Genomic DNA, 23,396 nt, shown 5'->3' on the forward strand with positions numbered 1-23,396 from the left:
GAAGGGTATCTACTGAACAAGTAAACTTATTTGAAAAAGGGGATCTGCTGAATGGAATTTGTAACGTTAAATAATGGATTAAAAATGCCACAGCTTGGCTATGGGGTTTGGCAAGTGCCGGACAACGAAGCAGCCGATGCGGTTACAGAAGCGTTGAAAGCCGGCTACCGCTCGATTGATACCGCGATGATTTACAAAAATGAACAAGGCGTCGGGCAAGCATTGAAGGAATCTTCCGTGCCGCGCGAAGAATTGTTCATCACCACAAAAGTGTGGAACAGCGACCAAGGATACGACAGCACATTGCGCGCTTTCGAGGAAAGCCTGGAACGTTTGGGACTCGACTATGTTGATCTGTACTTGATCCACTGGCCAACGCCGGATTTCGGCCAATACGTCGATACATATAAAGCGCTTGAAAAGCTTTATAAAGACGGCAAAGTCAAAGCGATCGGCGTCTGCAATTTTGAAATCGAACACCTTGAGCGCTTGCTTGAAGAATGCGACGTTGCGCCTGTCTTGAACCAAGTCGAATGCCATCCTTACTTGGCACAGACTGAGCTGAAGGAATTTTGCGCACAGCACGATATTTTCGTAGAAGCGTGGAGCCCGCTTGACCAAGGCGGCGAAGTGCTGCAGGACCCAACTGTGATGAAAATTGCCGATGCCCACAGCAAGTCACCGGCACAAGTCGTGCTGCGTTGGCATTTGCAGAACGGCACCATTGCGATTCCGAAATCCGTTACGCCGTCCCGCATTGCCGAAAACTTCCAGCTCTTCGATTTCGAGCTGTCGGCTGACGACATGGAAAAAATTCATGCATTGAACAAAGACCGCCGCAAAGGCGCACATCCAAACGAAATGAACGTACGCTAGTAACATAAAAGAAAGCCCATTCCAATTGGAATGGGCTTTCTTTTAGCTTGCCGAGGTTACAGCACCAGCAGCAATATCGGAATCGTCACAATGCTCGCTAATGTGCTGATGAACATTGCACTCGACACCAAATCCGGATTCATATTGAATTTGATGGCCAATAGCGTCGTTGTCGCCGCAGTTGGTGTTGCAGCAGCGACCAACAACACTTTCGCTTCCAGCGTGTCTGCCGGATATAAAAGCTGCACCAGCACGAATGCAAGCGCAGGAAACACAATCAGCTTAAACAGCACCGCTGTGCCGATAAACGTGGCGACGTTTTTCAGCTGGACCGATGCCAATGTAATGCCAAGAAGCGTCAGCATCACCGGGATTGACGCCTGCCCAAGCAAGCCCGCCGCGCTTTCAATCGCAGCCGGCACTGGGATTCCAGTAATTTTCAAAAACAGCGCAAGCAAAATAGCGATAAACGCCGGCATCCGCACGACCGTCAGGAAGATGTCCTTTTTTGGCGCATGGCGGTGGTTTGATGCGTAGAACACTCCTGCCGAATTCATCAAGAAGGATTGCATGACAAGGTAGATGATGCCAATTGCCAGCCCTGCTTCGCCAAATGCAAAGAGGATGATCGGCAGTCCGTAATTCCCCGCATTCGGAAATCCGCTCGCCAGCATCAAGGTGTTTTGATAAGCCCCTTCCCATTTGAAAAGCTTGCCCGCTAGCCATACGAACAACGCGAAGATGATAAACAGCGTAAACGAAAAAACAACGATCCGGCCAAAATCGTCTAAATCCATCTCGGAAGTCGAAACCGAATAAAAGAACAGTGCGGGGCTGAAGACGTAAATCGACAAATCCGACACCGACTTCGAATTGATTGACATCGTTTTGCCAACGATAAAACCGACAGCCAGCAACAGGAATACCGGCAACACCACATTTAATATTTCAGTAAGAACCAACTGCATTCACATCCGTTGTTATTATAGGAAGGCGTCACCGCTCTTTCCTTATCCGTCAATTCTACAAAAAGGTTGTGAGGAATACTAGATTTCAGGGATATTTTAAATGCTGGAACATTCCAGGTTGTAAAAATCCGTATTTAAAAAGGAACGAAGCGGAAGCAATAGGGACTGACACAGGCCGCCGCATTTTGAAATCTTGGCAATCGCTGAAAAAATTCACGACTCTTTTTATTCGCATTATTCATGATAAATAAAAGGAACGTTTCTCTATCAGAGAACGCTTTTTAAGTGCAGATGGATAATACCAGGTTTATAGAAAAGACAAGAAAGATTATAAAACAGAAGTTTTTATCCCCTTGCAAAATCCATTGATATCAGTCACCATTAGGAAGGTGTTTATCACAATTCTATTAGAGGCTGGAGCAAGATACTATGGTAAGTAAACTTTTAAGCAATGAAGTTTTTCGTTTTGCATTAGTTGGTGGCTTCAACACGCTCAATTACTATATTCTATATCTTCTTTTTTTCTATGTTTTTTCCATCAGCTATTTAGCAGCTCATATTTCAGCTTTTTTAATTAGCATGGTAGGCTCTTTCTTTCTGAATGCGTATTTCACTTATAAATCGCGGCCTTCTTTAATGAAATTTCTAAAGTTCCCTTTAACTTATGTGGTAAACATTTTTGTTTCTACTTTAAGTATTTATGCGCTTGTGGAGTTACTAGGGGTAAATGAAACGATTTCTCCTTTAATCGCCACTCTGATCGCTATTCCGTTTACCTTTGTTATTTCAAAAAAAATATTAAAACCGGAACATAGCACTTGAACAACGGATGTCAAAGATGGATTACAACTAATCTTTGCTAAAAATCGAATGTAATTGAAAAAGAAGACCGGCTGAGAAATCATAGATTTCACTCAGCCGGTCTTCTTTTCATTTATTACCCATTCCGTTGCTTTTCATTTTTTCTTAAAGCAAGCGGCGAATAATATTCATCAACCAAATAAACCGGCCGCTTTTTTGTTTCATTAAAAACCTTGCCTAAATATTCTCCGATTATACCCAACGATATCAACTGAATTCCACCCAAAAACAAAATGACTGTCATTAATGAAGGATAGCCGGGAACAGATCCTCCAAATAATAATGTCCGGATAAAAATGAAGAGCATGAATAACAGTGCACAAATAGAAATGACAATTCCGAAAAATGAAGAAATCCGCAACGGAGCTACCGTGGAGGAAGTTATGCCATCAATGGCTAGGTTAAAGAGTTTAGGATAATTCCATTTAGTAGTACCCGCCGCCCTCGGTTCTCTATCAAATAATAATTCCTTTTTATTAAAACCGATCCAACTGAACATGCCTTTCGTATAACGCTGAGATTCGCGTATCTGTTTCAACGCCTCTAAACATTTACGGTCTAATAACCGGAAATCTCCCGTATTATTTTGGATGGGGATATTAGAAACTTTTTCTAGAATTTTGTAATAGGAATTAGATGACCATTTTTTAAACCAGGTCTCTCCCGCTCTTGTATTTCTTTTCGCAAAAACATCGTCATAACCTTTCTCCCAATACCGGATCATTTTTGGGATAAGTTCAGGAGGATCTTGTAAATCTGCGTCTATAATAATAACTGCGTCTCCATTGACATGGTCAAACCCTGCCAACATGGCGACTTCCTTGCCAAAATTTCTCGACAAATTGATATAGGAAATTTCCGAATGCGTCAGTGCCAACTTTTTTAACATTTCAAGTGTTCGATCGGAACTTCCATCGTTGACAAATAAAAATTCAAAATGATAATTTGATAACTTGGACGTGACAGCTTTTAATCGATGCAGAAGCGGATTCAGTACTTCTTCTTCGTTATATGCCGGAATAAGAATTGTAATTAATTTCTTTATTTGGATTCACCCACTTTGTAAATATTATATTTTATGTAATTATAATACCATATAAAGATAAAATACTCATACTATCGCTCCATAAATTGGAATAAAAATCCCATACAACATTTTTTTATGATATAATTTTAAAGGTTTTTAAAAAGGAAAGACATAAGGGATGTTGATGTTGTTTCAAGAATTCGAGTTAAAATATTAGACCGCTTAAAGCAACCTGATATTGAACGATGCGCAGCTCTGTCGTCGAATTACCTCAAATGAACGTTCGCTTATCTCGTTTAATTTTTTTAAAGAAGATGCTGAACACATGAGCGGCTTGAACATTAAAAAATTTTCATCCACCGATATTTACAATTTTTTAGAAAGTGAAATTACTACTTAAAAAGGAGAAAATGATGCCAGAACAACTTATTCTTAAATGGGGCCAAATGATAAAACCTCAATGGAAAGTGGCTTTTTTTGCATCCATTGTAATTGGTTTCCTAACGCATGTGTATATATTTACGAACGCTTTACCAAATCATGACGGATTACTCAATATTTACAGCCCACAGATGAAATTTGGTCTTGGCCGCTTCTTTCTGGCACCATTTAGTGGCATCAGTTCATATTTTGATTTGCAATGGGTGAACGGAGCACTTTCTATTTTATACTTAGCACTGGCTACTGTTGCCCTAACAGAATTATTCAACTTAAAAAAGAGTATTTCTATTATTTTAACTGCTGGTCTGCTCGTCACCTTCCCTACTGTCACATCAACTTTTTCTTATATGTTTACAGCTGATGGATATATGGTTGCATCGCTATTGACCATTCTCGCGTTACTGATCACCAAAAAGTATACATACGGTTTTCTGCCAGGTGCGTTGCTTTTTTATCTAAGTGTCGGTGTATATCAAGCCAACCTGCCTTTTCTATTAACTTTAGGCATGGTATTTCTAATTAGTGAAATCCTTTGCCATCAAGTCACATTTAAAAAACTAATGGTTTACATTCTCCGATTTATCGCGTTAACGGTAATTGGAATGGGATTATACGGCATTACATTTTATGTATATACAAACTTCTTTGCTGGAGAAATTTCAGATTACCAAGGGTTGAAAGAAGTCGGCAGTACTTCAAGCACGTTATCCGAACGCTTGACACTGATCAATGATTCCTTCAAAGAATTCTTCTTTCGTGGATATGTTACCGAAATGCCCGTCAATCTATTTGAGGTATTGAATGTCTTGGTTTTCGCCTTGATTGTGATCGGCTTTATCTGGTTTGTTTTCAATAATAGACTTTTCCGCCGCATACCGATGATATTAATTGCGATCATTTTGTTACTTAGTTTGCCTTTAGCAGCTTATAGTTTATATTTCGTTTCTTCTAACGTCAGTTATCATATGCTCATGGTTCTAACGCTCATAAGCTTTTACTTACTTCCTGTTATTTTTTACGACAATTACACAAGCCAAAAATTAATCTCTCCGGCCATTTCATGGAGTACAGTTTTAATTTCGGCGCTTATTATTTTCAATTTCGCCTTGATTGCCAATATTTCATATTTTAATATGAATTTAAAGTATGAAAAGTCTTCTGCATTTTTGAATCGTGTAGTTTACAGGATCGAACAAACCGATGGGTTTAATGAAGCATCGAAAATTGCCGTTTTGGGCAGAATATCCATGGACTCTAATGTTGGTACCACAGAAGTTCCGGAAAATGTCCCTGACATGACCGGCATGCTGGGAAACAGGTTCTTGGCTTACCCGGCTCATTACAAGAGAATGATGATAAATTATATCGGGATTTCATATGGTTTAGCTACTGAAGAAGAGCTTGAAAAAATCAAATTAAGCAACTTATATAATGAGATGGATATTTGGCCAGCAGCCAGTTCGGTTCAGCTGATCGAAGACACTATCATTATTAAGCTAAGCGAATAAAGCTTTGTAGCAATGTAAACTGCCTTGTCCTTGTTAGCTATCTTAACTAAGGCAAGGCAGTTTTATGTAGTTGTTAAGTAAAGTTTTTTGTTATTTTCACTTCAAGAATAACTATAAGAAAGTGCTCGCTCAATTCCGTTTTTCAGAGAGCGGCGCATTTCATAAGAACTCCACATCTTGGTTATCTTCGCCATGATTTTCATTTAACCACTCCTATAAATCAAAAAAACATTTTATATTCAACTACTAAGCTTTTTTCAACTAGCAAAAAAGGACAACTAAATTTAGTTGTCCTCAAGGCCTTACTATTTATTCGAATAAGATTCCTGCAGCTTCTTCTCAAACAACTCCAGCAACTGTTCTTTCAACTCTGGGCGCTTTAACGCAAATTCAATCGTCGTCTCGATAAATCCAAACTTCTCACCGACATCAAACCGTCTTCCTTCGAATTCATATGCATACACTGACTGGATCTCATTCAGTTTCTGGATCGCGTCAGTAAGCTGGATTTCTCCACCAGCACCCAAGTGATGCTCCCCTAAGAAATCAAAAATTTCTGGGGTTAAGATATATCTACCCATAATCGCATAGTTTGAAGGTGCTGTTCCGGCGGCCGGTTTTTCGACAAAACGTTTGACTTCAATTAACTTGCCTTCGACTGAAATAGGATCAATAATTCCATACCGATTGGTGTCTTTAGGTGCTACCTGCTGAACACCAATGACACTATTGCCTGTCTGGTCAAACTGATGCATCAATTGTGCCAAACAAGGCTCTTCATTCTCTACAATATCATCGCCTAATAGAACAGCAAATGGCTCGTCACCGATGAATTTGCGGGCGGACCAAATGGCATGTCCTAGACCAAGTGGCTGCTTTTGGCGAATGTAATGAATTTCGACTTTCGATGTTTTCAAAACGGAGTCCAACATATCCATCTTGCCTTTTTCACGTAATGCTTCTTCCAGTTCAAATGCATGATCGAAATGGTCTTCAATGGCTCGTTTACCTTTACCCGTCACAATAATAATATCTTCAATGCCGGAAGCAATCGCTTCTTCCACTATGTACTGGATGGTTGGTTTGTCTACGATTGGCAGCATTTCTTTCGGCATTGCTTTTGTTGCTGGCAGGAATCGTGTTCCCAGACCTGCAGCTGGAATGATTGCTTTCTTTACTTGCATTTTTTCACCTACTTATAAATTTTGAAAATCTAATGTGATTTTATCTCCATGAATAATCTACATATTTTTACATTAATTGAAATGATTATAGCATACTTATAAATTACAGAGCATCTAAATCATAAAACAATTTATCAAAGTCGTATTTTTCCTCTCAGGGAACGGCACAATTCACTTGCTGCTCTCTTGAAAGAAAATACCAGAAATAATTAAAGCACAATGGATATAAAAATTGATTCCAGCTTTATTCTCTTTTCCAGTCCCATATAATTTTCGTATTTCCCCGAGATGCTCCCTACGTTGTGTACATTCATTACTCCTCCACTTTCCCCATGTACATGCGAAAACCGCTGCCGGGAATCACAAAGATTCCCGGCAGCGGTTTTTTTTTTTGCGTATTGTAGCTTACAAACAGACTCGTCTCCGACACAGTGTCAATCCACGATACGTTCGCCCTTCGCTGTTGTAGTGTATACAACCGCTTTTTCCATTTTGAATTGCTTATAGCCTTCCAGGAATTCCTGGTACATTTCCAAATATGTTTTAGTATGCTCTTCCATTCTTGTTTCTTCTTTAATAATAGCAGTCATCCGTTTCATCCTCCTCAGAATTGTTTCTTACAACACTCTATTTATACAGACGTTCTTTTCTGCTTCCATGCAGAGTAAAAGCGCAATTAGTTCAAATTCTGATTTGATTAATAAAAAACGATTTAATATGGATTCCACTTGCTGCTGTTCGTCTAATCAAAGATGCGATTTCAAGTAATGAATTTCCTGTGTGTGAATTTCAGGTGATAGGGCGTGATGTAAAATAGCTCAGCAGGACAATTTTTCGATAACTGATATACGGTATAGAAGACGTTGGGTGTAAGTTCATATCGTTGCATGCAGTTCGGCATGGCTTTAGCCTTTTCAGATGCGTTCCCCATCAAAACCTCTTCTATGCCCACCCATACGGGCTGAATCCGGGTCTGTTCCACTCCCTCTTTTTTAAAGGAAGTTTCTCTTGTCAGGCGAGCAAAGAATGTGATGAAAGCAACTCCATTTTCAACATGCACATCTTTGGATCTAAGAAAAAAATAGCCAACCGATTTTTGAGGCAAATGCTCCATCTGTTCCATATTCGCTTCTCTCCTCTAAACACCAATTATCGTGTGACATCCCGCTCCTTTCTTTTATCCGAGTGTATGGAGCGCTTCGGAAAGGCGTTCAGCAAAATCTTTGAAAGGTTCCTGAGATGTTAATCGAATGCAATGCATTCCGCGCTCCATTGAAAGTTGCTGCGAATAACTGATGGGAAGTAAAATAGGATGCTCGATAAGTGCCCGTGTAAAAATCGGCAGTTCTTCGGGAAGAAGAAAGACTTCAGCCTCATTAACAGACTCTTGGACATCAAGAAGCAATCTAAAAGAAACTGTTAAGTCGAGTGACCAGTTGACACACATACCAGGACTTTTTTGAGATTTAATCATACGTTTCTTTTTGAGCTGCCAAAATTCTGTATCCATTTCCACTTCAGTGCCCATAAATTTGATTGTTTTCTCAGCAGTTACTGCCTGTGAACCTGTTTCTACCACTTTAAACACCCCTTCCACTCTCTCCAACAAATTTGCTGGCGTGCCAATCCATTAACTGCGATTTTCATAATGATTATTTCTAAAAACCAATTATCCCCATAGAAATAAATGCGATTTGAATTTCTCAAATGGAGCTATTCTATTCACTTGGTTTTCTGAAAATAAACTAACGAAAACAATTATTCAGATTATTCAAAAATAAATTTTGTAATATTCTTTCTAAAACTACTCATTTTCTTCTGTTCCACACTAAAATTTACTATCATTTTTTCGTTTACCAATACCATAAACCTATAGTATAGGCTAAAATATGTAAAGGGTTATAGAATATTCTTTTAATTCAGAAATCTTTATTGTTTTTCTTATATACTTTTAACCACGATGAAACTGGTTTTGATAAAAGATAAGAAGATGTGGAAATTCATGCATCTTCTTCTTCTGTCTAGCCCTTACTCTTTTCGCAAAAAAGACTTTGAAATAATAGTTTTTAAAAAGAAATTTCAATCGATGTGCCAAAAATGGCAGCATCAATCCAAAAAATCTTCACTCCTTCTGCCAGCGTGAAAGAATACTTCGATCAGAAATACATATCAAACCCGAACTTCTCTTCCACTTCATTCCCACATTTGCCGCTTTGGTGAGTTGGCTTCATTCCTTCACACTTTCTCATTGACAATCATTCTCAATAACCGTACTCTAATAAAGACAGTAATTGAAAATGATTATCATTATTGATTACTGTCACCCCCTTACTACCGCTCCACCCATAAAAGCCTACCGAGAAAAGGAGAACATCATCTTGAAAAATCTATACATAGCATTCCTATTATTGGCCGTGCTGATCCTTGGCGCTTGCGGCACCGATAAGTCTGCAGCCGAAAGCAGCACAGCCCAAAAAGATTCGGAAACCTTCACGTACGAGTCAGAAACTGGTCCGGTTGAAGTTCCAAAAGATCCACAACGGGTTATCTCGCTGACGAACGGCCCTAACGCATTGGCTTTGGACGCGAACATCGTCGGCATCGACGAATGGACCAATGCCAATCCTCTTTTCCAAGAACAACTCGAAGGAGTTGAAGTCGTGTCGGAAGACAACCTCGAGAAAATCATAGAGCTAGATCCCGATTTGATCATCACCGGCTCCCAGATGAAGAACATCGACAAGCTAAGCGAAATCGCTCCCACTGTCGTTTACACATGGGGCAAACTCGATTACCTCACCCAGCAAGTCGAAATCGGTAAACTCCTCAACAAAGAAGCCGAAGCGCAGCAATGGGTCGATGATTTTAAAGAACGCGCTGCCACTGCCGGCGAAGCGATCCGCACGAAAATCGGCGACGAAGCTACGGTTTCTGTCATCGAAAGCGGCAACAAGGAATTTTACGTCTTTGGCGACAATTACGCCCGCGGTACGGAAATTCTGTACCAAGCAATGGGCTTGAACATGCCTGAAAAAGTAAAAGAGCTCGCTCTTGAAGCCGGCGTCTACACCTTCTCAACAGAAGTCCTGCCAGAATTTGCTGGAGATTACGTCGTCTTGAGCAAAAACCCGGACGCGGACAATTCCTTTATGGAAACCGATGTCTGGAAAAACATTCCTGCCGTCAAAAACAATCAAGTCATTGAAATCAACACTTTGGAATCCACTTATAGCGATCCGATTACGCTTGATCACCTACTGACGATTTTTGAAGATGGGTTTTTGGGTAAATAATTTGATATCGTTTTAACTTCCTAGACGCATAAAGCCGTTGCTTGAATCTCAAAGATTCCTGGCAACGGCTTTTTTCTTTTTTATTTGTCGTATTTATACTAGTTGCCTATCGGCTGGTGCAACCGATGATGCACATCTTCCCAGTGCCATTTCATCCAATTCTTCGGCTGGGAATAGCTTTTAATATTTAATTACTCCATGACGATTTTGACCGATATCCCGGCCAGCCTCATCTTAATCGCCTTCATTTTGACTTCTACTGGATAACAGGCTCTTGTAGCCACAGAAAAAACACCTCCATGTTGATTTACTGGTTTTTTCATACCCGTTTTTCAACGAAAGGTGTCTTTACTTGTCTCATACTCTTTGGTCACTGCTATGTAGTAACAACCACAATATGGAGGTGTTTTTCAGTATGCTTCAAAAGAGGTCAATGAAACGATTCTCTCCAGAGAAAATCACATTACAGGCCAGCCTGTCACTTCGGCAATTCAGAATCCAAACCAACCAACGGCCAATAATACATTGCGCTGAGCAACACGATGACAATCACCATCGGCGCGAGCAATAATCCGGTGTGAAGTAAGTTTTTCTCTGTGTAATACCCATAACTGAAGGTAAGTAAATTGGATGTGGACTGAAAAGGAAAAAACAACCCAAAAGAACAAGCGATTAGCATAACCTGAGCAAGCCACAGCGGATTAATCTGCCACATTTCTGCAAGGCTTAGCGTGATCGGCAAAATGGTGGCGGTGATAGCCAGCATTTCAGCAAATCCCAACCGCATGAACAAGACCAGGACCAAGATAAAAAGAGCTGCCCAGAATGGACTCGCTGTCGGGATGAATTCCGTTATTTGCATAGCGAGCCAAGAAGCTGTTCCATTTCTCTGAATCGCATCAGCAATTGCAAAGCCCGCTCCGAAAAGAATGACGGCATCCCATGAAATGACAGGAGATACCTCTTTCCATTTTTGAACACCGACTTTCGGCAGACAGGTAATGATCGAACCGATCAAAGCAGTCAGCGGCACTGAAAGACCGTGATAAGGCTCTGTCGTCCAACTGACCAAGACAAGGATTCCTAAAACCATGATCCTCAACTCAGCAGCGGTCATTTTCCCGAGTGCTGCCAATTCGTTTTTGATGAAGCTGTCGTCTTTTGGTACAGCTTCATCATCTATCGGAAACAGTTTTTTCAATACAAGCCACAAACACCCGACCACGACAAGCATTATGGGAAAGCTGCAGACGAGCCAATTGAGATAATTCCATTTATAGCCGATTGTCGTCTGAATGGCCGCTACCGCGTAAATGGAAGAATTCGACCCCGTCAGAAGTGCCCAACAGATAAAACCGGATGTGAAGGTGGCACCTATCATGATGGTTTTGGCAAAATTCATTGCCTGCTGTTTGTCTTTTACGACTCCGATCATTCCCAAACAAACCGGAATGATTGTCGAAGTGCGTCCAGCTGCAGTAGGGATGAAAAAACCTAGTACGATCAGCACCAAAAACAGAAAAGGGACGGTCCGCTTCGTGTTGCCTTTTGCAAAATGGAGCAGGTTAAAAGCGACTCTTTTGCCGATTCCTGTTTTTTCCATTGCTGCTGCGAAGATGAATGCTGATACCAACAACCAAACAAACGGTTTACTGAATCCTGATAAACTTTCTTCAAATGTTCCTAAACCCAAAATCGGAATCAAAACAATGATGGCTAGTGAAACAACAGAAGAAGGCAATAGCTTCATGCTCCAACCAGTAAGCGCAAACGTTAAAATAATTAACATTTCCGCATGCGGTCCAGGAACCAGAACAGAAAACAGCAAAATCGCAAAAACATTCAAAGAAGCGAATACGAGTTGGTACAACTTAATCACTTCCCAAAGAAGGATGGCGCATTAATTCTCAACCAATGCCTTTTTGATCTTATTGTTTTTGTTTTTCAAGAACAAAGGCACTGCAAGCCATAGGCCAGCAATCACCAGAAATACTGCTGCCATCGGTTTTTCAACGAAAATCATATAATCTCCGTTTGAAAGAGTTAAAGCTCTCATCAAGTTATTTTCCAGCATTGGCCCTAGCACAAGCGCTAACACCAATGGAGGCAATGGGAAATCATTTTTCGATAGAAAATAACCAAACACACCCGCAACCAGTAAAAGCATCAGATCGAAAGTAGTGAATTGAACAGCGTATACTCCAAATACCGAGAAAGCGATGATCAGCGGCATTAGATACTTGACCGGTGTATCGATAAGTTTTGCAAAGATTTTAACCAATGGCATATTTAAAACCAGCAGCATCAAGTTGCCGACAAACATACTGGCGATCAATCCCCATACGACGTTGGGATGGTTTTGAAACAATAACGGACCCGGTTGGATATTGTACATGATAAAAGCACCCATCATAATAGCAGTTGTTCCAGAACCCGGAATGCCGAGTGTCAGAAGCGGAATAAGCGCACCGCCGGCGGCAGCATTGTTGGCCGTTTCAGGTGCCGCTACTCCTTCAATCGCACCTTTCCCAAACTTCTCTGGATTTTTGCTCAATTTCTTTTCCATTACATAGGAAAATGAGGAAGCGATTGTCGCTCCTGCTCCTGGCAAAACCCCGATGAAGAAACCGAGCACAGAAGAACGAGCGATTGGGAAAGCAGAATCTTTCATATCTTGTTTTGTCGGCATTACCCGCGTGATTTTTGCAATCGGTGCATCTGTCGAGTCTTTTTCCAAAGTAGTTTTAAATACTTCTCCTAGAGCAAAAAGCCCGACTGCAATTGTCAAGAATGCTAATCCCGAGTACAGAACCGGAATATCAAACGTGAAACGAGCGGAACCCGAAACCGCATCTATTCCGACAGTTCCTAAAGCTAGCCCAAGCATCATCATCATCAATGCTTTTGTCATCGATTTTCCAACAAGTCCGCTTACCGCAAGCAGGCCCAGCACCATAAGTGCAAAATATTCTGCAGGTCCAAAACGAATGGCAATGAGCGATAAAGGTTTTGCCAGTAAAATCAACCCGATCAATGCTACAATGCCAGCCACGAAAGAACCGATGGCCGAAATGGCCAACGCCGCACCCGCTCTGCCATTTTTAGCCATCTGGTAACCATCTAAAGTCGTCATGACCGATGCCGACTCTCCAGGTGTATTCAAGAGGATGGATGTAGTAGATCCGCCGTACATGGCTCCGTAGTAAATTCCAGCTAGTAAAATCAACGCACTAGCCGCCGCATTATCAGGGCTTAACCCTGCTGTCAGAGATGCTGTGACTGGTAAAAGCAACGCAACTCCGTTCATCGGCCCGATACCTGGCAATACGCCGACGGCTGTCCCAATCAGCACGCCTGCAAAAGCGAAAAGAATATTTTGCCATTGAAACGCTACGGCAAAGCCTTGCATCAAAAAATCAAAAGTATTCATAAATGACCTCCTACAGTATGCCCAGCCAACTAGAAGATGATGGGAGAGGGACATTGAGTAAATTATTAAAAACAAAGAAAACACCTAATGAAAATGATGCAGCAATTGCAATGGATGCCAGCAACTTCCCTTTTTTCATCGCTTGGAACCCGATTAGTAAGAAAAGGAATGTCGTAACCGTGTAGCCCACATCCTCCAGGAACAAGCAATACAGAACGGCCGCCCCTAAAATAATGCCAAATCTTTTGTAATTCAATTTTTCTTTTTCCATTTCGTCTTTTTGGTAGCTAAAGGTTTCATAGATAAGCCGAAGGCTCAAGATGCCCAAAAGAATTCCTATTCCAAGCGGGAAAATATTTGGCCCCACTGAACTTCCATACGAAGCAGTATTGATTTTTTGGCTTTCAATGATAAAAAAAGAAGCAACAGCCAGAAATAGAACTCCAGCATAGCGGTCAAAGTTTTTATTCACAAAACATCCCCCTTTCTCAAAGAGGCAAAAAGGAGAAATTTCTTTCTCCTTTTTTCTCTCTACTCTTTATTTCAACATATCAAGCTTGCCCAAAATCTCTTTAAACATAACTTCCTGTTCTTCTAAGTATGTGGCGAATTCTGTAGAGTCCAAATATCCCGGTACAAAACCACTAGCGGCGATTTCATCTTTAAATTCCTGTGATTCCGTCAAGGCTTTTAAGTTCTCATCCCAAAAACCGACGATGTTTGGATCCAAATCTTTCGGCCCGAAAATTCCTCTCCAGTTGTAATAGACTAAATCCACGCCTTGCTCTGTGTAAGTCGGCACATCTGCCAAGTCACCGCTTAGCCGCTCCGGTGAAGCTACAGCCAAGATTCGAACATCTCCGGATTTCACAAATTCAGTAATGCCCGACAAATCAGTTGTCAGTGCATCGCCATTTTCACCAAGCAAGGAAGTTAACGCGTCCCCGCTGCCATCGTAGCCGATATATTTCACTTTTTTAGGATCGATCCCTGATTTATCTGCAAGCAGCATAACAGTCAAATGATCTTGTGAGCCAGGGCCCGATCCGCCGACGATGGAAATTGCTTCAGGATTTGCTTTCAAATCCGCCACAAATGATTTTAAATCTTTGTATTTCGAATCCTTTTTCACTGCTAATATCGCAATATCACTGTAAATCATCCCTAACGGCGTCACATCTTTATAGCCATAAGGGCTGTTTCCTTCATTTCTGAGATTATTAATGATCGTTGGAGGTGAACCGACATAAAGGCTATGCGAGTCTTTATTGTACTTTGTTGCAAATTCAGCCATGCCGACAGCCTGGCCGCCGCCCGGTTTGTTTTGCACCGTAATCGGCTCTGTAACCAATTCCAATTGCGACATTAATTTGGATAATGTTCTTGCTGCAGCATCGTTGCCACCACCCGCTGAGTTAGGTACTACTGCCGTTATCGGTTGTGTCGGGAAATCAACTGTAGCCGTTTCTCCACTTTTCTCACCTGAATCCGCATCAGCCACGCTTGATGCCTCTTCTCCACATCCGCTTAACCCCATAACCACAGATACTGACAGCAACACCGGTAACCACTTTTTCAATGCCATAATTTTATACACCCCTTTGTATGATTTTTTAAAACGATAAAACCCCTTTAAAGTAAACGCTTACATTTTTGTCTTAAGAGATAGTTATTTTCTTGCTCAACTGATTGCAAATCGCTTCGGTCATTTCATCCGTAGTAGCGCTTCCGCCCATATCAGGTGTCATAATTCCTTCGACGATAACTTCCGAAACCGCTTTTTCAATCGCTTGTGCGGCTTGTAGCATTGCTTGGTCATCGTATTTAATCGCCAACCACTCCAGCAGCATTTTCCCTGACAAAATCATGGCGTAAGGATTCGCCAATTGCTTTCCGGCAATATCCGGTGCTGAACCATGTGTTGCTTGTGCCATTGAATACTCACTGCCGATGCTAAGTCCAGGCGCCATTCCTAAGCCGCCCACTAGGCCCGAAGTTAAATCCGATAAGATGTCGCCGAACATATTCGTTGTTACCAGCACATCGAATTTTTGAGGCTTCATAACCAAAGCAGCTGCTGCAGAATCTACAATCAATTCATCAAATTCAACTTCGGGATAGTTTTTTGCTACATTTCTGCAACATTCTACAAACAAGCCGCATCCCAATTTGTATACGGTGTCTTTATGGATAGCCGTCACTTTTTTTCTTCTCTGCATCGCCAACTCAAACGCAGATTCTGCCACCGCTGTTGAGTTTCTTCTTGAAATCACACGAACCGACATCGCCAAGTCTGGATTTGGCATAAATTCACCTGTGCCGGCGAACATATTTCGATCTGGCTGAAATCCTTCATTGTTTTCTCGGACAACGACCAAATCCACATCTTTATGAATCGATTGGACATTGTTGAATGATTTGCTTGGTCGGACATTGCTGTGCAGATCAAACACTTTCCGAATAATCGGATGAGGATTGATCGCTTTCGGATCATCTTTCGGATAAGCCATATGTCCGATCGGTCCTAAGATCCACCCCGTCAATTCTTTCAGCTTGTCTTGTGTCTCCTGTGGGAAAGTTTCTCCACTTTCCATATAAGATGTATGCCCAATCGGCAATTCCACCCATTCTACATCGACTTCTGGAAAATTGGCCAATGCTTCTTTCATTACTTTTACTGCTGCCGGGACTACTTCAAGCCCAATGTCATCACCTTTTAAAACCCCAAGTTTATACTGCATTTACTCCACTCCTCCTCTGCTTTCACACCAATTTATGGCGGCACACCATTTTGGTATACCGTTATGGTGTACCAATAATTTAGTTATACACCTAACAATTATAAAAAACAACATAAATTTTCACCAATTTAGATTTTTCTGATTAATTTATATTGAAATTTCTCCAAAATAAAAACACCTCCGCTACAAATAATAGCTTTGCGCTAATTTTGCGGCGGAAGTGTTTAAGGATTATTCTATTTTGCTTCATAGTCAATCTGTATGCGTTGTATAAGAGAATCGCTTTCTATAACGGAGAGAGCAGATTTCATACTGCTTCGGATATGGGCTCTGGCAACTTGTTCCGCTAAATCAGGATCTCCGCTTTCAATAGCATCACAAATCTGCAAATGCTCTTTGAGATTTGTTTTGAGCCGGTTTTGATGAGATAGCGAAGTAGAACGTATCAAACTTATTTTTGAATGCAAGTTTTGAAATATGCTGATTAAATAGAGATTTTCTGTATTATCCGCCATTAAATGATGGAAATGTCCGTTTATTTCTGACTGTTTTTTTACATCATCTTCTTTCGAAGCCAGCCTCACATTTTCCCGCATTTCCTCTACAAAACTTTTATCCTGCTTCTCGGCAAGCAATCTCGAGGATAACCCTTCCATGTATTCTCTAACACTATAAAGGTCTTTTAGTTGTTGAGAAGAAAACGATGGGACGGCGACCCCTTTTTTGGGTGTGTAAATGACCAATCCTTCTTTTTCCAGCTGTTGAAAAGCTTCCCGGACAGGTGTCCGGCTGACCCCCAACATTTCAGCAATTTCTCTTTCACTTAAGTTTTCACCGGGACGAAAATAGCCGCTTAAAATCGTTTCCCGTAAATTATTGAATACAAGATCTTTCTTCATCTTTTTCACCTCTATTCTTTAATAGATAAAAACTACTCTCAGTGCCTTTAAATAACACCAATAAAAGATAAATAAAAACCATTTTGGTATACCGTTATTGTCACTATATAGGAGACGCTATTTAAAAGCAAAGGGTTTTACTCGACTATTTCCGGACTTTTAATGCTGCCATTAACACCCCATGAAAAAAGAACGCACTTCCAATTCAATTGAAGGTGCGCTCTATTTCATGGGGTATATGTATTTAAAGATTAATTTTTGTCCTAACTTTGCGCGGCATACCGGAAAGTAAATTATCCATTCCACTTACACGTATGTAGAGCAGTTGTTCATACTTTCTTGGAGAGCCTCACTCTTTCTGTTATAAACCCAATCGACTTTTCGATGATGAATTCCAAGTCGTGGTCCATCGAAGCAATATGGTACGAATTTTGCAGCTCGTATTTACGCTTCGTCTCTGATTGGACTTTGTCCAAAATAAAATTGGTATTGCTCGGCGGGACGACGTGATCTTCCAGCGACTGAAAAGCCACGACCGGGCAATGGATACGGCCGAGCTTCCCTTCAACCGAATCCATGTAGCGCAATAATTCTTGATACGCCCGAATCGGCGCTTCACTATACGTGATTTCGACCGCATCTGTCTTCTTGATATCCGGTTTGCCTTCATCGACATAGCCGCGTGCAGGCTTTTCGCGGTAAACTTCGAAGGCAGGAATATCGATTGCTGGATTCAACAGTATAATGCCGGTTATATCACCGTAGCGGCTCGCCAAATCCAAGGTCAAGGTGCCGCCCATGGATTGCCCTATGACAAAAATGGTAGAACAGCTTTTTTTTAATTCCGCATACGCTTTTTCCACCCGCGCAAACCAATCGCTTGAGGAAAAGCGTTCAAGGTCCTTGAAATGCGTGCCGTGCCCAGGAAGCCTTGGACAAGACACGGTATAGCCGTGGGCAGCAATCGCCTGACCCAAATCGCTCATGCTCTGCGGAGTCCCTAAAAAGCCGTGGCACATCAAAACCCCGACTCTATTGCCTTCCAATAAAAACGACTCGGCCCCTTGAATGACAGGATACAATTGTTTATCCATCTGTTTTCCCCTCCCATCCCACCTTCCATTCAGCAACTTGGCATAACGTAAAAGGTTATTAATAGTAGACACCATTTAAAACCAACTTGTCAACTAGGTTTTAAAATTCAGCGTAATATTTTCTCTACCTCAAGCCCCACGTTTCTTTTGAGTCCATGTAATACTGCTACATCAAATATTCATTCATCGTATACAAAAACCATGCCGTCGAAACCACTGAAATAACTACCGGCGCCTTCGCCAACCGCCCGTCTGTCAGCAAGCGCTGAAAATTAAGTTCTACAACCGCTTTCGCCCCGAAAAGCAGCATGCCGGCCACGGCCAAGTAAATCCATTTTTGCGCAGCAGTCAGATCTCCCAGGTAGCTCGAACTGGCTTAATTTCTATTGAATCCGATGAATACATATTTTATATGCGCAACGCCAATGAAATCACGCCGTTCGCAGCACATTTACAGGCAGTATCCTATTCATATGGCCTCCTTACATTATACGCAGTCAGAATAATAAGCATATCGATAGACCATACATCTTTCATGAAGGATTTCTTGTTTCGCCATTCTATCTGCCTCTCTATGTCAGGACACAAACTGGATCGTTTTCAAAACAGAATTCATAAATCTTACCAGCAAATAATGAGATGTAGAGCTGCTGCCAATAATAAGCATGCGAGTCTACTATAATATCGAAGACTTAATCAGCTTTATCTCCAATATTTTCATTTACTTCCCTTGAGGGGCATAATATTTTCCAAAGCCAGCAAAAAACAAAAAAGCAGACGTTTGATTAACTCTTCCACCCTACTGATGCTACAAACGGAAGTAAAACAGTAAATCAACATAAGTAATTATCTGAATTTTTAAATAATTTATTGATATTTTATCTATAAAATCGTATAATAAATGTGCTTAAAGTCTTATACATAGCTCTACAACCCGAAAAGCTGGCTTCTTTCTGAATAAGAACCCTGCGCTCTTTAACTTTACACACCAATAATCATCTGGTGGCAAACAAGACACTTTTCCTGCACACGCTGAAATTCTGCCCGTCTGCCCATTATTATCGAGGAAGGAGGACTGCGTTAATCAAAACATCCATTGATTCCATACATTCATCCTGTCTATTTGCCCCTTCGAAGAAAAAATATAACTAAGAAGGTGACGACCCATGAAGCTCATCCGAAGGAGCCTATTTCTCTTGCTGCTTACACTAATATTATTAGGTGCTTTTTCAGCCGCATCTATTTTGGCGCATGACAATGGAGATAACACCCCTCCCCATTCCGTGCGCGCGATTTCCTGTGAATATATCCAGCATACAGGCCAATATGTCGTTAAAGCATTCCCACCGAATCACGCAACTGCGTGGTGGGGGCGAGAAGATGATGTTGTCCATTGGAAGCCCGTTCTTTATCAATGGAACGGTTCCCTATTTATCAAAGTCCGAGAAGCTAAAACTTTTCCTGCTTATGCTTACGTAACACCCTATGGCTTAAACCAAGGAATAAACCCAGGTTGGCGCAGCGCCACTACACATGGGCAAATGATTTTCATGCCGTTCTACAATTTGCCTTCAGGTACCTATACGGTATTGAACGTGATGAAATGGGAAAGCAATGGCCATGTACATTCGGTACCGGCTGCAAATTCATGCTCCATCTAACATGCGATATCAAGGAAAGAGCACTGCTAAATAGAGAAACCAGCTAATCCATTGTCTGCAAAGAACCATTGCTCCATGTAAGAAAGGAGAGGCTCATGATGCTGAATGAGTTTTTCAAAATTCTTATTACCGGCACCATGATGATGTTATTGTCACAATGCAATACCATTCAAGGCCCTGCATACCTCATGACCGAAGAGCCGCAAACGCGGGAGCCAGTTACCACCAAGCAGGAATTGAAAACCGAAAGTGTCGAAGAACCGCAAGAATTTAACTTGCCAAAAGCGGAACCTGCTGCACCCGGAGAAGAATTAAGATCGGGTTTTGAAACTGATGTCACCACTTACACCATGGAAGACTATATGACTTACGTGATTTACGATGTCCATGAATTTTGGGCAGACCTCATGCATCAAGGCGGCTACAGCCGGCCTTTTGTCGACTATTCGTTTCCGAGCGCGGTAGATGCGGAAAGTTATTTCACGGAATGCGGGTTCACCAAAAAAGTCGATGCCTTTTTTTGCCCCATTGATGACCAGATCGTCGTGACCCAGGAAATGGCGCAGCAGGTTTGGGACGGAACTTTAAATGGAAGGGATGCAGTGTCGACAGATTTTGTCGTGAATGACTTTTCGGTGGCGTTGCTGTTGGTCCATGAATACGTCCACTCGCTGCAAGCGGATCTGGGTTGGCTCCGAAGAGAGCCGCTCGAAGATGGAAAAGCAAACGAACCTGTATTGCCGCTAACTGCAACCGAGAATAATGCTTATTGCCTCGCGGGTATATGGACCAGTTCCAGTTACCACAGCGACCAACTTAAAACCCAAGACATTGAAAAAGCGATCAACGCGTTGATTGGCATTGGGGATGATAAATTAGGGGGTTCTGAGCCTCAAAGCATTGCAGAAGAACGTATAGAGGCATTCTTCGCTGGCTACGACAGTGGGATGGCGTCAGATTGCGATGCGTTTCTGTTGAACGCCTATAAGGGGCAATAAACAATACGATTTCCCATGGAGTGGTTCTTTTCACTGCATTATCATTTTCAGTGATGAAAGGAAAATCCACTCCCTCGAACGAACGTTCATTCTTGGGAGTGGATTTCTTGTTCATTCAATTGTTGTGCCAAGTTAACATCCTGCAGCATTGCTTCTTTCGCTGGGACTTGGATGTTCATGACAGGGTTAGCCAAGGTTTCGGTAAAACCATCCGGATTCTTCGTTTGCCATCGCCAGGAATCCCGGCACATGTCCTCCAAGCTTTTTTCCGCCTGCCATGCCAGTAAGTCCTTCGCCTTTCGCGGATTGGCGTAGCAGGCAGCAATGTCCCCAGGGCGTCTTGCCGTGATTTGATAAGGAATTTCAATGTCATTGACTTTGCTGAAGGCATCCACTAAATCGAGGACACTATAGCCAACACCCGTGCCCAGGTTAAACGTTTCGATTCCTTGATTGCCTTCTAAGTATTCGAGGGCTTTCAGGTGCCCATTCACGAGATCCGAGACATGGATATAATCGCGCACCCCTGTGCCGTCGTGGGTTTCGTAATCGTTTCCAAAGACCTGCAGCTGTTGCCGTTTTCCGGCAGCCACCTGGGTGATATACGGCATCAGGTTGTTCGGGATCCCTGTTGGATTTTCGCCGATTCTACCGCTTTCATGAGCTCCGATCGGGTTGAAGTACCGCAACACGGCAATGCGCCAGGAATTGTCAGAAAGGGTTAAATCCTGCAGAATCTCTTCAATCATCAATTTCGTGCGCCCGTATGGATTCGTCGCAGAGAGCGGGAAGGTTTCATCTATCGGCAGGCTCTCAGGGCTTCCATAGACGGTAGCCGAAGAACTGAACACGAGCTTTTTCACGCCGTGCTTCGCCATCACCTTGCACAAGTTCAATGTCCCCGTTATGTTGTTGTGGTAATAGGCCAATGGCTTCTCTACGGATTCTCCGACCGCCTTGAATCCGGCAAAATGCATAACAGCTTCGATCTTGTGTGCGGCAAAAACTTCATCCAGACTTTCAGCTGCCAATAAATCAACATCATAGAACGGAAAATCCTTGCCGCTCAATTCCTTGATGCGCAAAATCGACTCCATCTGGCTATTGCCCAAATTATCTGCGATGACAATGTCATGCGCTTTATTCAGCAGCTCTACTGCTGCGTGGCTTCCGATAAAGCCAGCTCCGCCCGTAATTAAAATTGACATGGTTCACTCCCCTTTTTCATAAGACTCTTTACGCAAAGTTACTTTCCTTAGAAATAATATTGGTCAAAGGAACGTATCTTCATCGTAAAGAATTTATGTTAAAAAGAAGTTAAAAATCTGAATATTCGATATTCATTTAAAAAATATCCCTGGGAAGAAATCAATGAATTTGCCGGAAGCTCCTGCCGACTCCGAAAACAAAAAATAAATCACCAATAAATCAATTATATGATGAAATGATAGTTAATTGTTATAATATTTTGAATTTAGTTTTTCGCTGCGCTTGTGGATTTTCTCATTAAAAGCTAGGAGATGTTCATGATGACCGAAAAGTTAGCCCGAGTTTTTATATCCGCAGCACTTTTACTATTGCTCGCCGGATGGAGCACTCCTCCACATCCATCTACTGAAGTGACTGAAAACACGCAAGCCTTTGTACAAGGAGAACCCGCAACGTTCAACCCGGCCTTCAAGACGGAACTGCCAGTGGATTACACGGTGTACGATTACCTTGTTTATGTATTGAATGATGTCGATGCCTATTGGTCCCCGGTAATGGTTGGAGACGGCTATGCAGAACCGTTCGTCACTTATTCGTTCCCGGCCGCTGGAGAGCCGATTGTTACCGATTGCGCGCTGCCGGCACCAAAAGATCCACTGCAGGCATTTTATTGCGGAGCGGATGACCAAATCGTCATCACTCAGGAAATGGCCTTGCAGCTCTGGAACGGAACGCTAAAAACCAACTTGGACCCGCTCATTGAATACGAGGCGGGTGATTTCTCCGTAGCGTTTGTCGTAGCCCATGAATATGCCCATAATCTGCAGGCCGAGCTCCGATGGCAGCCAATCAGCAGCGACGCTGTACCTAAAACGGCTTCTCGAGGCAATGAACTTAACGCCGATTGTTTAAGCGGCGTATGGGCAAATTCGGTTTACGCGCGCGGCCTTCTGGAAACCACGGACATCCGGGAAGTCATGCGCACCCTGGCAGATATCGGTGAAGACTCGTCGAACCTGAATAAGACACACGGCACACCAAAAGAACGGACCGACGCGTTTCTGCTTGGCTATGATTCCGGATCCGTACCCAGCTGCGACTCTTATCTGACCACCCCTCAGTGACGTCTGAAAGGTCGGATTCGGTCGGTGGCCCCCCTCACTGCCGGTCAACATTTTGAATAAAACCCAAAAACCCGCTCCCTTA

Annotated in this window: 21 protein-coding genes and 1 pseudogene; 7 read left to right on the forward strand and 15 right to left on the reverse strand. The window is 42.2% G+C overall.

Annotated features, from left to right (window positions below; all coding sequences use genetic code 11):
• Window positions 1-51: 51 nt before the first annotated feature.
• Window positions 52-876: an aldo/keto reductase gene (locus AC4EHB_RS06815; protein WP_490981012.1), complete on the forward strand. Its 825-nt coding sequence runs from the start codon at window positions 52-54 to the stop codon at window positions 874-876.
• Window positions 877-932: 56 nt separating this feature from the next.
• Here the strand turns inward: AC4EHB_RS06815 and AC4EHB_RS06820 are convergent, their stop codons facing one another.
• On the reverse strand, window positions 933-1,838 hold the full coding sequence (locus tag AC4EHB_RS06820) for an AEC family transporter (protein WP_490981013.1): 906 nt from the start codon (window positions 1,836-1,838) through the stop codon (window positions 933-935).
• A gap of 435 nt (window positions 1,839-2,273) precedes the next feature.
• On the opposite strand from AC4EHB_RS06820, the gene AC4EHB_RS06825 reads away from it, so the two are divergent.
• Window positions 2,274-2,666: a GtrA family protein gene (locus AC4EHB_RS06825; protein WP_490981014.1), complete on the forward strand. Its 393-nt coding sequence runs from the start codon at window positions 2,274-2,276 to the stop codon at window positions 2,664-2,666.
• A gap of 115 nt (window positions 2,667-2,781) precedes the next feature.
• Here AC4EHB_RS06825 and AC4EHB_RS06830 read toward each other — a convergent pair whose 3' ends face one another.
• Window positions 2,782-3,750 (reverse strand): glycosyltransferase family 2 protein, encoded by a 969-nt coding sequence (locus AC4EHB_RS06830; protein ID WP_490975632.1) that lies wholly within the window; start codon window positions 3,748-3,750, stop codon window positions 2,782-2,784.
• A 395-nt stretch (window positions 3,751-4,145) separates the two neighbouring features.
• Here AC4EHB_RS06830 and AC4EHB_RS06835 point away from each other — a divergent pair, with 395 nt between their 5' ends.
• Window positions 4,146-5,681, forward strand: coding sequence for a glucosyltransferase domain-containing protein (locus AC4EHB_RS06835; protein ID WP_490981015.1), 1,536 nt, complete (start codon window positions 4,146-4,148; stop codon window positions 5,679-5,681).
• 305 nt (window positions 5,682-5,986) lie between these two features.
• On the opposite strand, the gene galU is transcribed toward AC4EHB_RS06835, so the two are convergent.
• From galU to AC4EHB_RS06855, 4 genes are all read right to left on the reverse strand, one after another.
• Window positions 5,987-6,865, reverse strand: coding sequence for a UTP--glucose-1-phosphate uridylyltransferase GalU (gene galU, locus AC4EHB_RS06840; RefSeq protein WP_490981016.1), 879 nt, complete (start codon window positions 6,863-6,865; stop codon window positions 5,987-5,989).
• A gap of 434 nt (window positions 6,866-7,299) precedes the next feature.
• Entirely contained in the window at window positions 7,300-7,455 is a 156-nt protein-coding gene (locus tag AC4EHB_RS06845; RefSeq protein ID WP_490974823.1) for a hypothetical protein, read from the reverse strand.
• A gap of 170 nt (window positions 7,456-7,625) precedes the next feature.
• The gene (locus AC4EHB_RS06850) at window positions 7,626-7,988 is read right to left on the reverse strand and encodes a hypothetical protein (RefSeq protein ID WP_490974824.1); all 363 of its coding nucleotides are present in this window, start codon (window positions 7,986-7,988) and stop codon (window positions 7,626-7,628) included.
• A 54-nt stretch (window positions 7,989-8,042) separates the two neighbouring features.
• Window positions 8,043-8,444: a hypothetical protein gene (locus AC4EHB_RS06855; RefSeq protein WP_490974825.1), complete on the reverse strand. Its 402-nt coding sequence runs from the start codon at window positions 8,442-8,444 to the stop codon at window positions 8,043-8,045.
• Window positions 8,445-9,243: 799 nt separating this feature from the next.
• On the opposite strand from AC4EHB_RS06855, the gene AC4EHB_RS06860 reads away from it, so the two are divergent.
• Window positions 9,244-10,158, forward strand: a complete 915-nt coding sequence (locus AC4EHB_RS06860) for an iron-hydroxamate ABC transporter substrate-binding protein (protein WP_490981017.1) — start codon at window positions 9,244-9,246, stop codon at window positions 10,156-10,158.
• Between the two features lie 478 nt (window positions 10,159-10,636).
• On the opposite strand, the gene AC4EHB_RS06865 is transcribed toward AC4EHB_RS06860, so the two are convergent.
• The 8 genes from AC4EHB_RS06865 to AC4EHB_RS06900 all read right to left on the reverse strand — a co-directional run bounded on the left by AC4EHB_RS06865 (window position 10,637) and on the right by AC4EHB_RS06900 (window position 18,641).
• Entirely contained in the window at window positions 10,637-12,028 is a 1,392-nt protein-coding gene (locus AC4EHB_RS06865; RefSeq protein ID WP_490974827.1) for an SLC13 family permease, read from the reverse strand.
• Between the two features lie 30 nt (window positions 12,029-12,058).
• Window positions 12,059-13,588, reverse strand: coding sequence for a tripartite tricarboxylate transporter permease (locus AC4EHB_RS06870; RefSeq protein ID WP_490974828.1), 1,530 nt, complete (start codon window positions 13,586-13,588; stop codon window positions 12,059-12,061).
• Between the two features lie 10 nt (window positions 13,589-13,598).
• Complete coding sequence (locus tag AC4EHB_RS06875) at window positions 13,599-14,060, reverse strand: tripartite tricarboxylate transporter TctB family protein (RefSeq protein WP_490974829.1); 462 nt, start codon at window positions 14,058-14,060, stop codon at window positions 13,599-13,601.
• Window positions 14,061-14,126: 66 nt separating this feature from the next.
• On the reverse strand, window positions 14,127-15,173 hold the full coding sequence (locus tag AC4EHB_RS06880; RefSeq protein ID WP_490981018.1) for a tripartite tricarboxylate transporter substrate binding protein: 1,047 nt from the start codon (window positions 15,171-15,173) through the stop codon (window positions 14,127-14,129).
• Between the two features lie 73 nt (window positions 15,174-15,246).
• Window positions 15,247-16,329, reverse strand: a complete 1,083-nt coding sequence (locus tag AC4EHB_RS06885; RefSeq protein WP_490974831.1) for an isocitrate/isopropylmalate dehydrogenase family protein — start codon at window positions 16,327-16,329, stop codon at window positions 15,247-15,249.
• Window positions 16,330-16,565: 236 nt separating this feature from the next.
• Window positions 16,566-17,228 carry a GntR family transcriptional regulator gene (locus tag AC4EHB_RS06890; protein ID WP_490974832.1) on the reverse strand — a complete coding sequence of 221 codons (663 nt, stop codon included), beginning with the start codon at window positions 17,226-17,228 and terminating at the stop codon, window positions 16,566-16,568.
• A 329-nt stretch (window positions 17,229-17,557) separates the two neighbouring features.
• On the reverse strand, window positions 17,558-18,322 hold the full coding sequence (locus AC4EHB_RS06895; RefSeq protein WP_490981019.1) for an alpha/beta hydrolase: 765 nt from the start codon (window positions 18,320-18,322) through the stop codon (window positions 17,558-17,560).
• Window positions 18,323-18,488: 166 nt separating this feature from the next.
• Window positions 18,489-18,641 (reverse strand): hypothetical protein, encoded by a 153-nt coding sequence (locus AC4EHB_RS06900; RefSeq protein WP_490981020.1) that lies wholly within the window; start codon window positions 18,639-18,641, stop codon window positions 18,489-18,491.
• 877 nt (window positions 18,642-19,518) lie between these two features.
• Here AC4EHB_RS06900 and AC4EHB_RS06905 point away from each other — a divergent pair.
• The gene (locus tag AC4EHB_RS06905; protein WP_490981021.1) at window positions 19,519-19,983 is read left to right on the forward strand and encodes a hypothetical protein; all 465 of its coding nucleotides are present in this window, start codon (window positions 19,519-19,521) and stop codon (window positions 19,981-19,983) included.
• Between the two features lie 98 nt (window positions 19,984-20,081).
• Window positions 20,082-20,981, forward strand: a complete 900-nt coding sequence (locus AC4EHB_RS06910; RefSeq protein ID WP_490981022.1) for a neutral zinc metallopeptidase — start codon at window positions 20,082-20,084, stop codon at window positions 20,979-20,981.
• 197 nt (window positions 20,982-21,178) lie between these two features.
• Here AC4EHB_RS06910 and galE read toward each other — a convergent pair.
• Window positions 21,179-22,189: pseudogene (gene galE / locus AC4EHB_RS06915) on the reverse strand (UDP-glucose 4-epimerase GalE); the annotation flags it as partial.
• Window positions 22,190-22,510: 321 nt separating this feature from the next.
• On the opposite strand from galE, the gene AC4EHB_RS06920 reads away from it, so the two are divergent.
• Window positions 22,511-23,314, forward strand: a complete 804-nt coding sequence (locus AC4EHB_RS06920) for a neutral zinc metallopeptidase (RefSeq protein ID WP_490981023.1) — start codon at window positions 22,511-22,513, stop codon at window positions 23,312-23,314.
• Window positions 23,315-23,396 lie beyond the last annotated feature (82 nt).

It is taken from the genome of Planococcus sp. TJ-302 (genome assembly GCF_058268455.1).

Coding starts and splice junctions, on each gene's coding strand:
- AC4EHB_RS06815 (WP_490981012.1), top strand. CDS start 52: ATGGAATTTGTAACGTTAAATAATGGATTAAAAATGCCACAGCTTGGC.
- AC4EHB_RS06825 (WP_490981014.1), top strand. CDS start 2,274: ATGGTAAGTAAACTTTTAAGCAATGAAGTTTTTCGTTTTGCATTAGTT.
- AC4EHB_RS06835 (WP_490981015.1), top strand. CDS start 4,146: ATGCCAGAACAACTTATTCTTAAATGGGGCCAAATGATAAAACCTCAA.
- galU (WP_490981016.1), bottom strand. CDS start 6,865: ATGCAAGTAAAGAAAGCAATCATTCCAGCTGCAGGTCTGGGAACACGA.
- AC4EHB_RS06845 (WP_490974823.1), bottom strand. CDS start 7,455: ATGACTGCTATTATTAAAGAAGAAACAAGAATGGAAGAGCATACTAAA.
- AC4EHB_RS06850 (WP_490974824.1), bottom strand. CDS start 7,988: ATGGAACAGATGGAGCATTTGCCTCAAAAATCGGTTGGCTATTTTTTT.
- AC4EHB_RS06870 (WP_490974828.1), bottom strand. CDS start 13,588: ATGAATACTTTTGATTTTTTGATGCAAGGCTTTGCCGTAGCGTTTCAA.
- AC4EHB_RS06880 (WP_490981018.1), bottom strand. CDS start 15,173: ATGGCATTGAAAAAGTGGTTACCGGTGTTGCTGTCAGTATCTGTGGTT.
- AC4EHB_RS06885 (WP_490974831.1), bottom strand. CDS start 16,329: ATGCAGTATAAACTTGGGGTTTTAAAAGGTGATGACATTGGGCTTGAA.
- AC4EHB_RS06890 (WP_490974832.1), bottom strand. CDS start 17,228: ATGAAGAAAGATCTTGTATTCAATAATTTACGGGAAACGATTTTAAGC.
- AC4EHB_RS06895 (WP_490981019.1), bottom strand. CDS start 18,322: ATGGATAAACAATTGTATCCTGTCATTCAAGGGGCCGAGTCGTTTTTA.
- AC4EHB_RS06910 (WP_490981022.1), top strand. CDS start 20,082: ATGCTGAATGAGTTTTTCAAAATTCTTATTACCGGCACCATGATGATG.
- AC4EHB_RS06920 (WP_490981023.1), top strand. CDS start 22,511: ATGACCGAAAAGTTAGCCCGAGTTTTTATATCCGCAGCACTTTTACTA.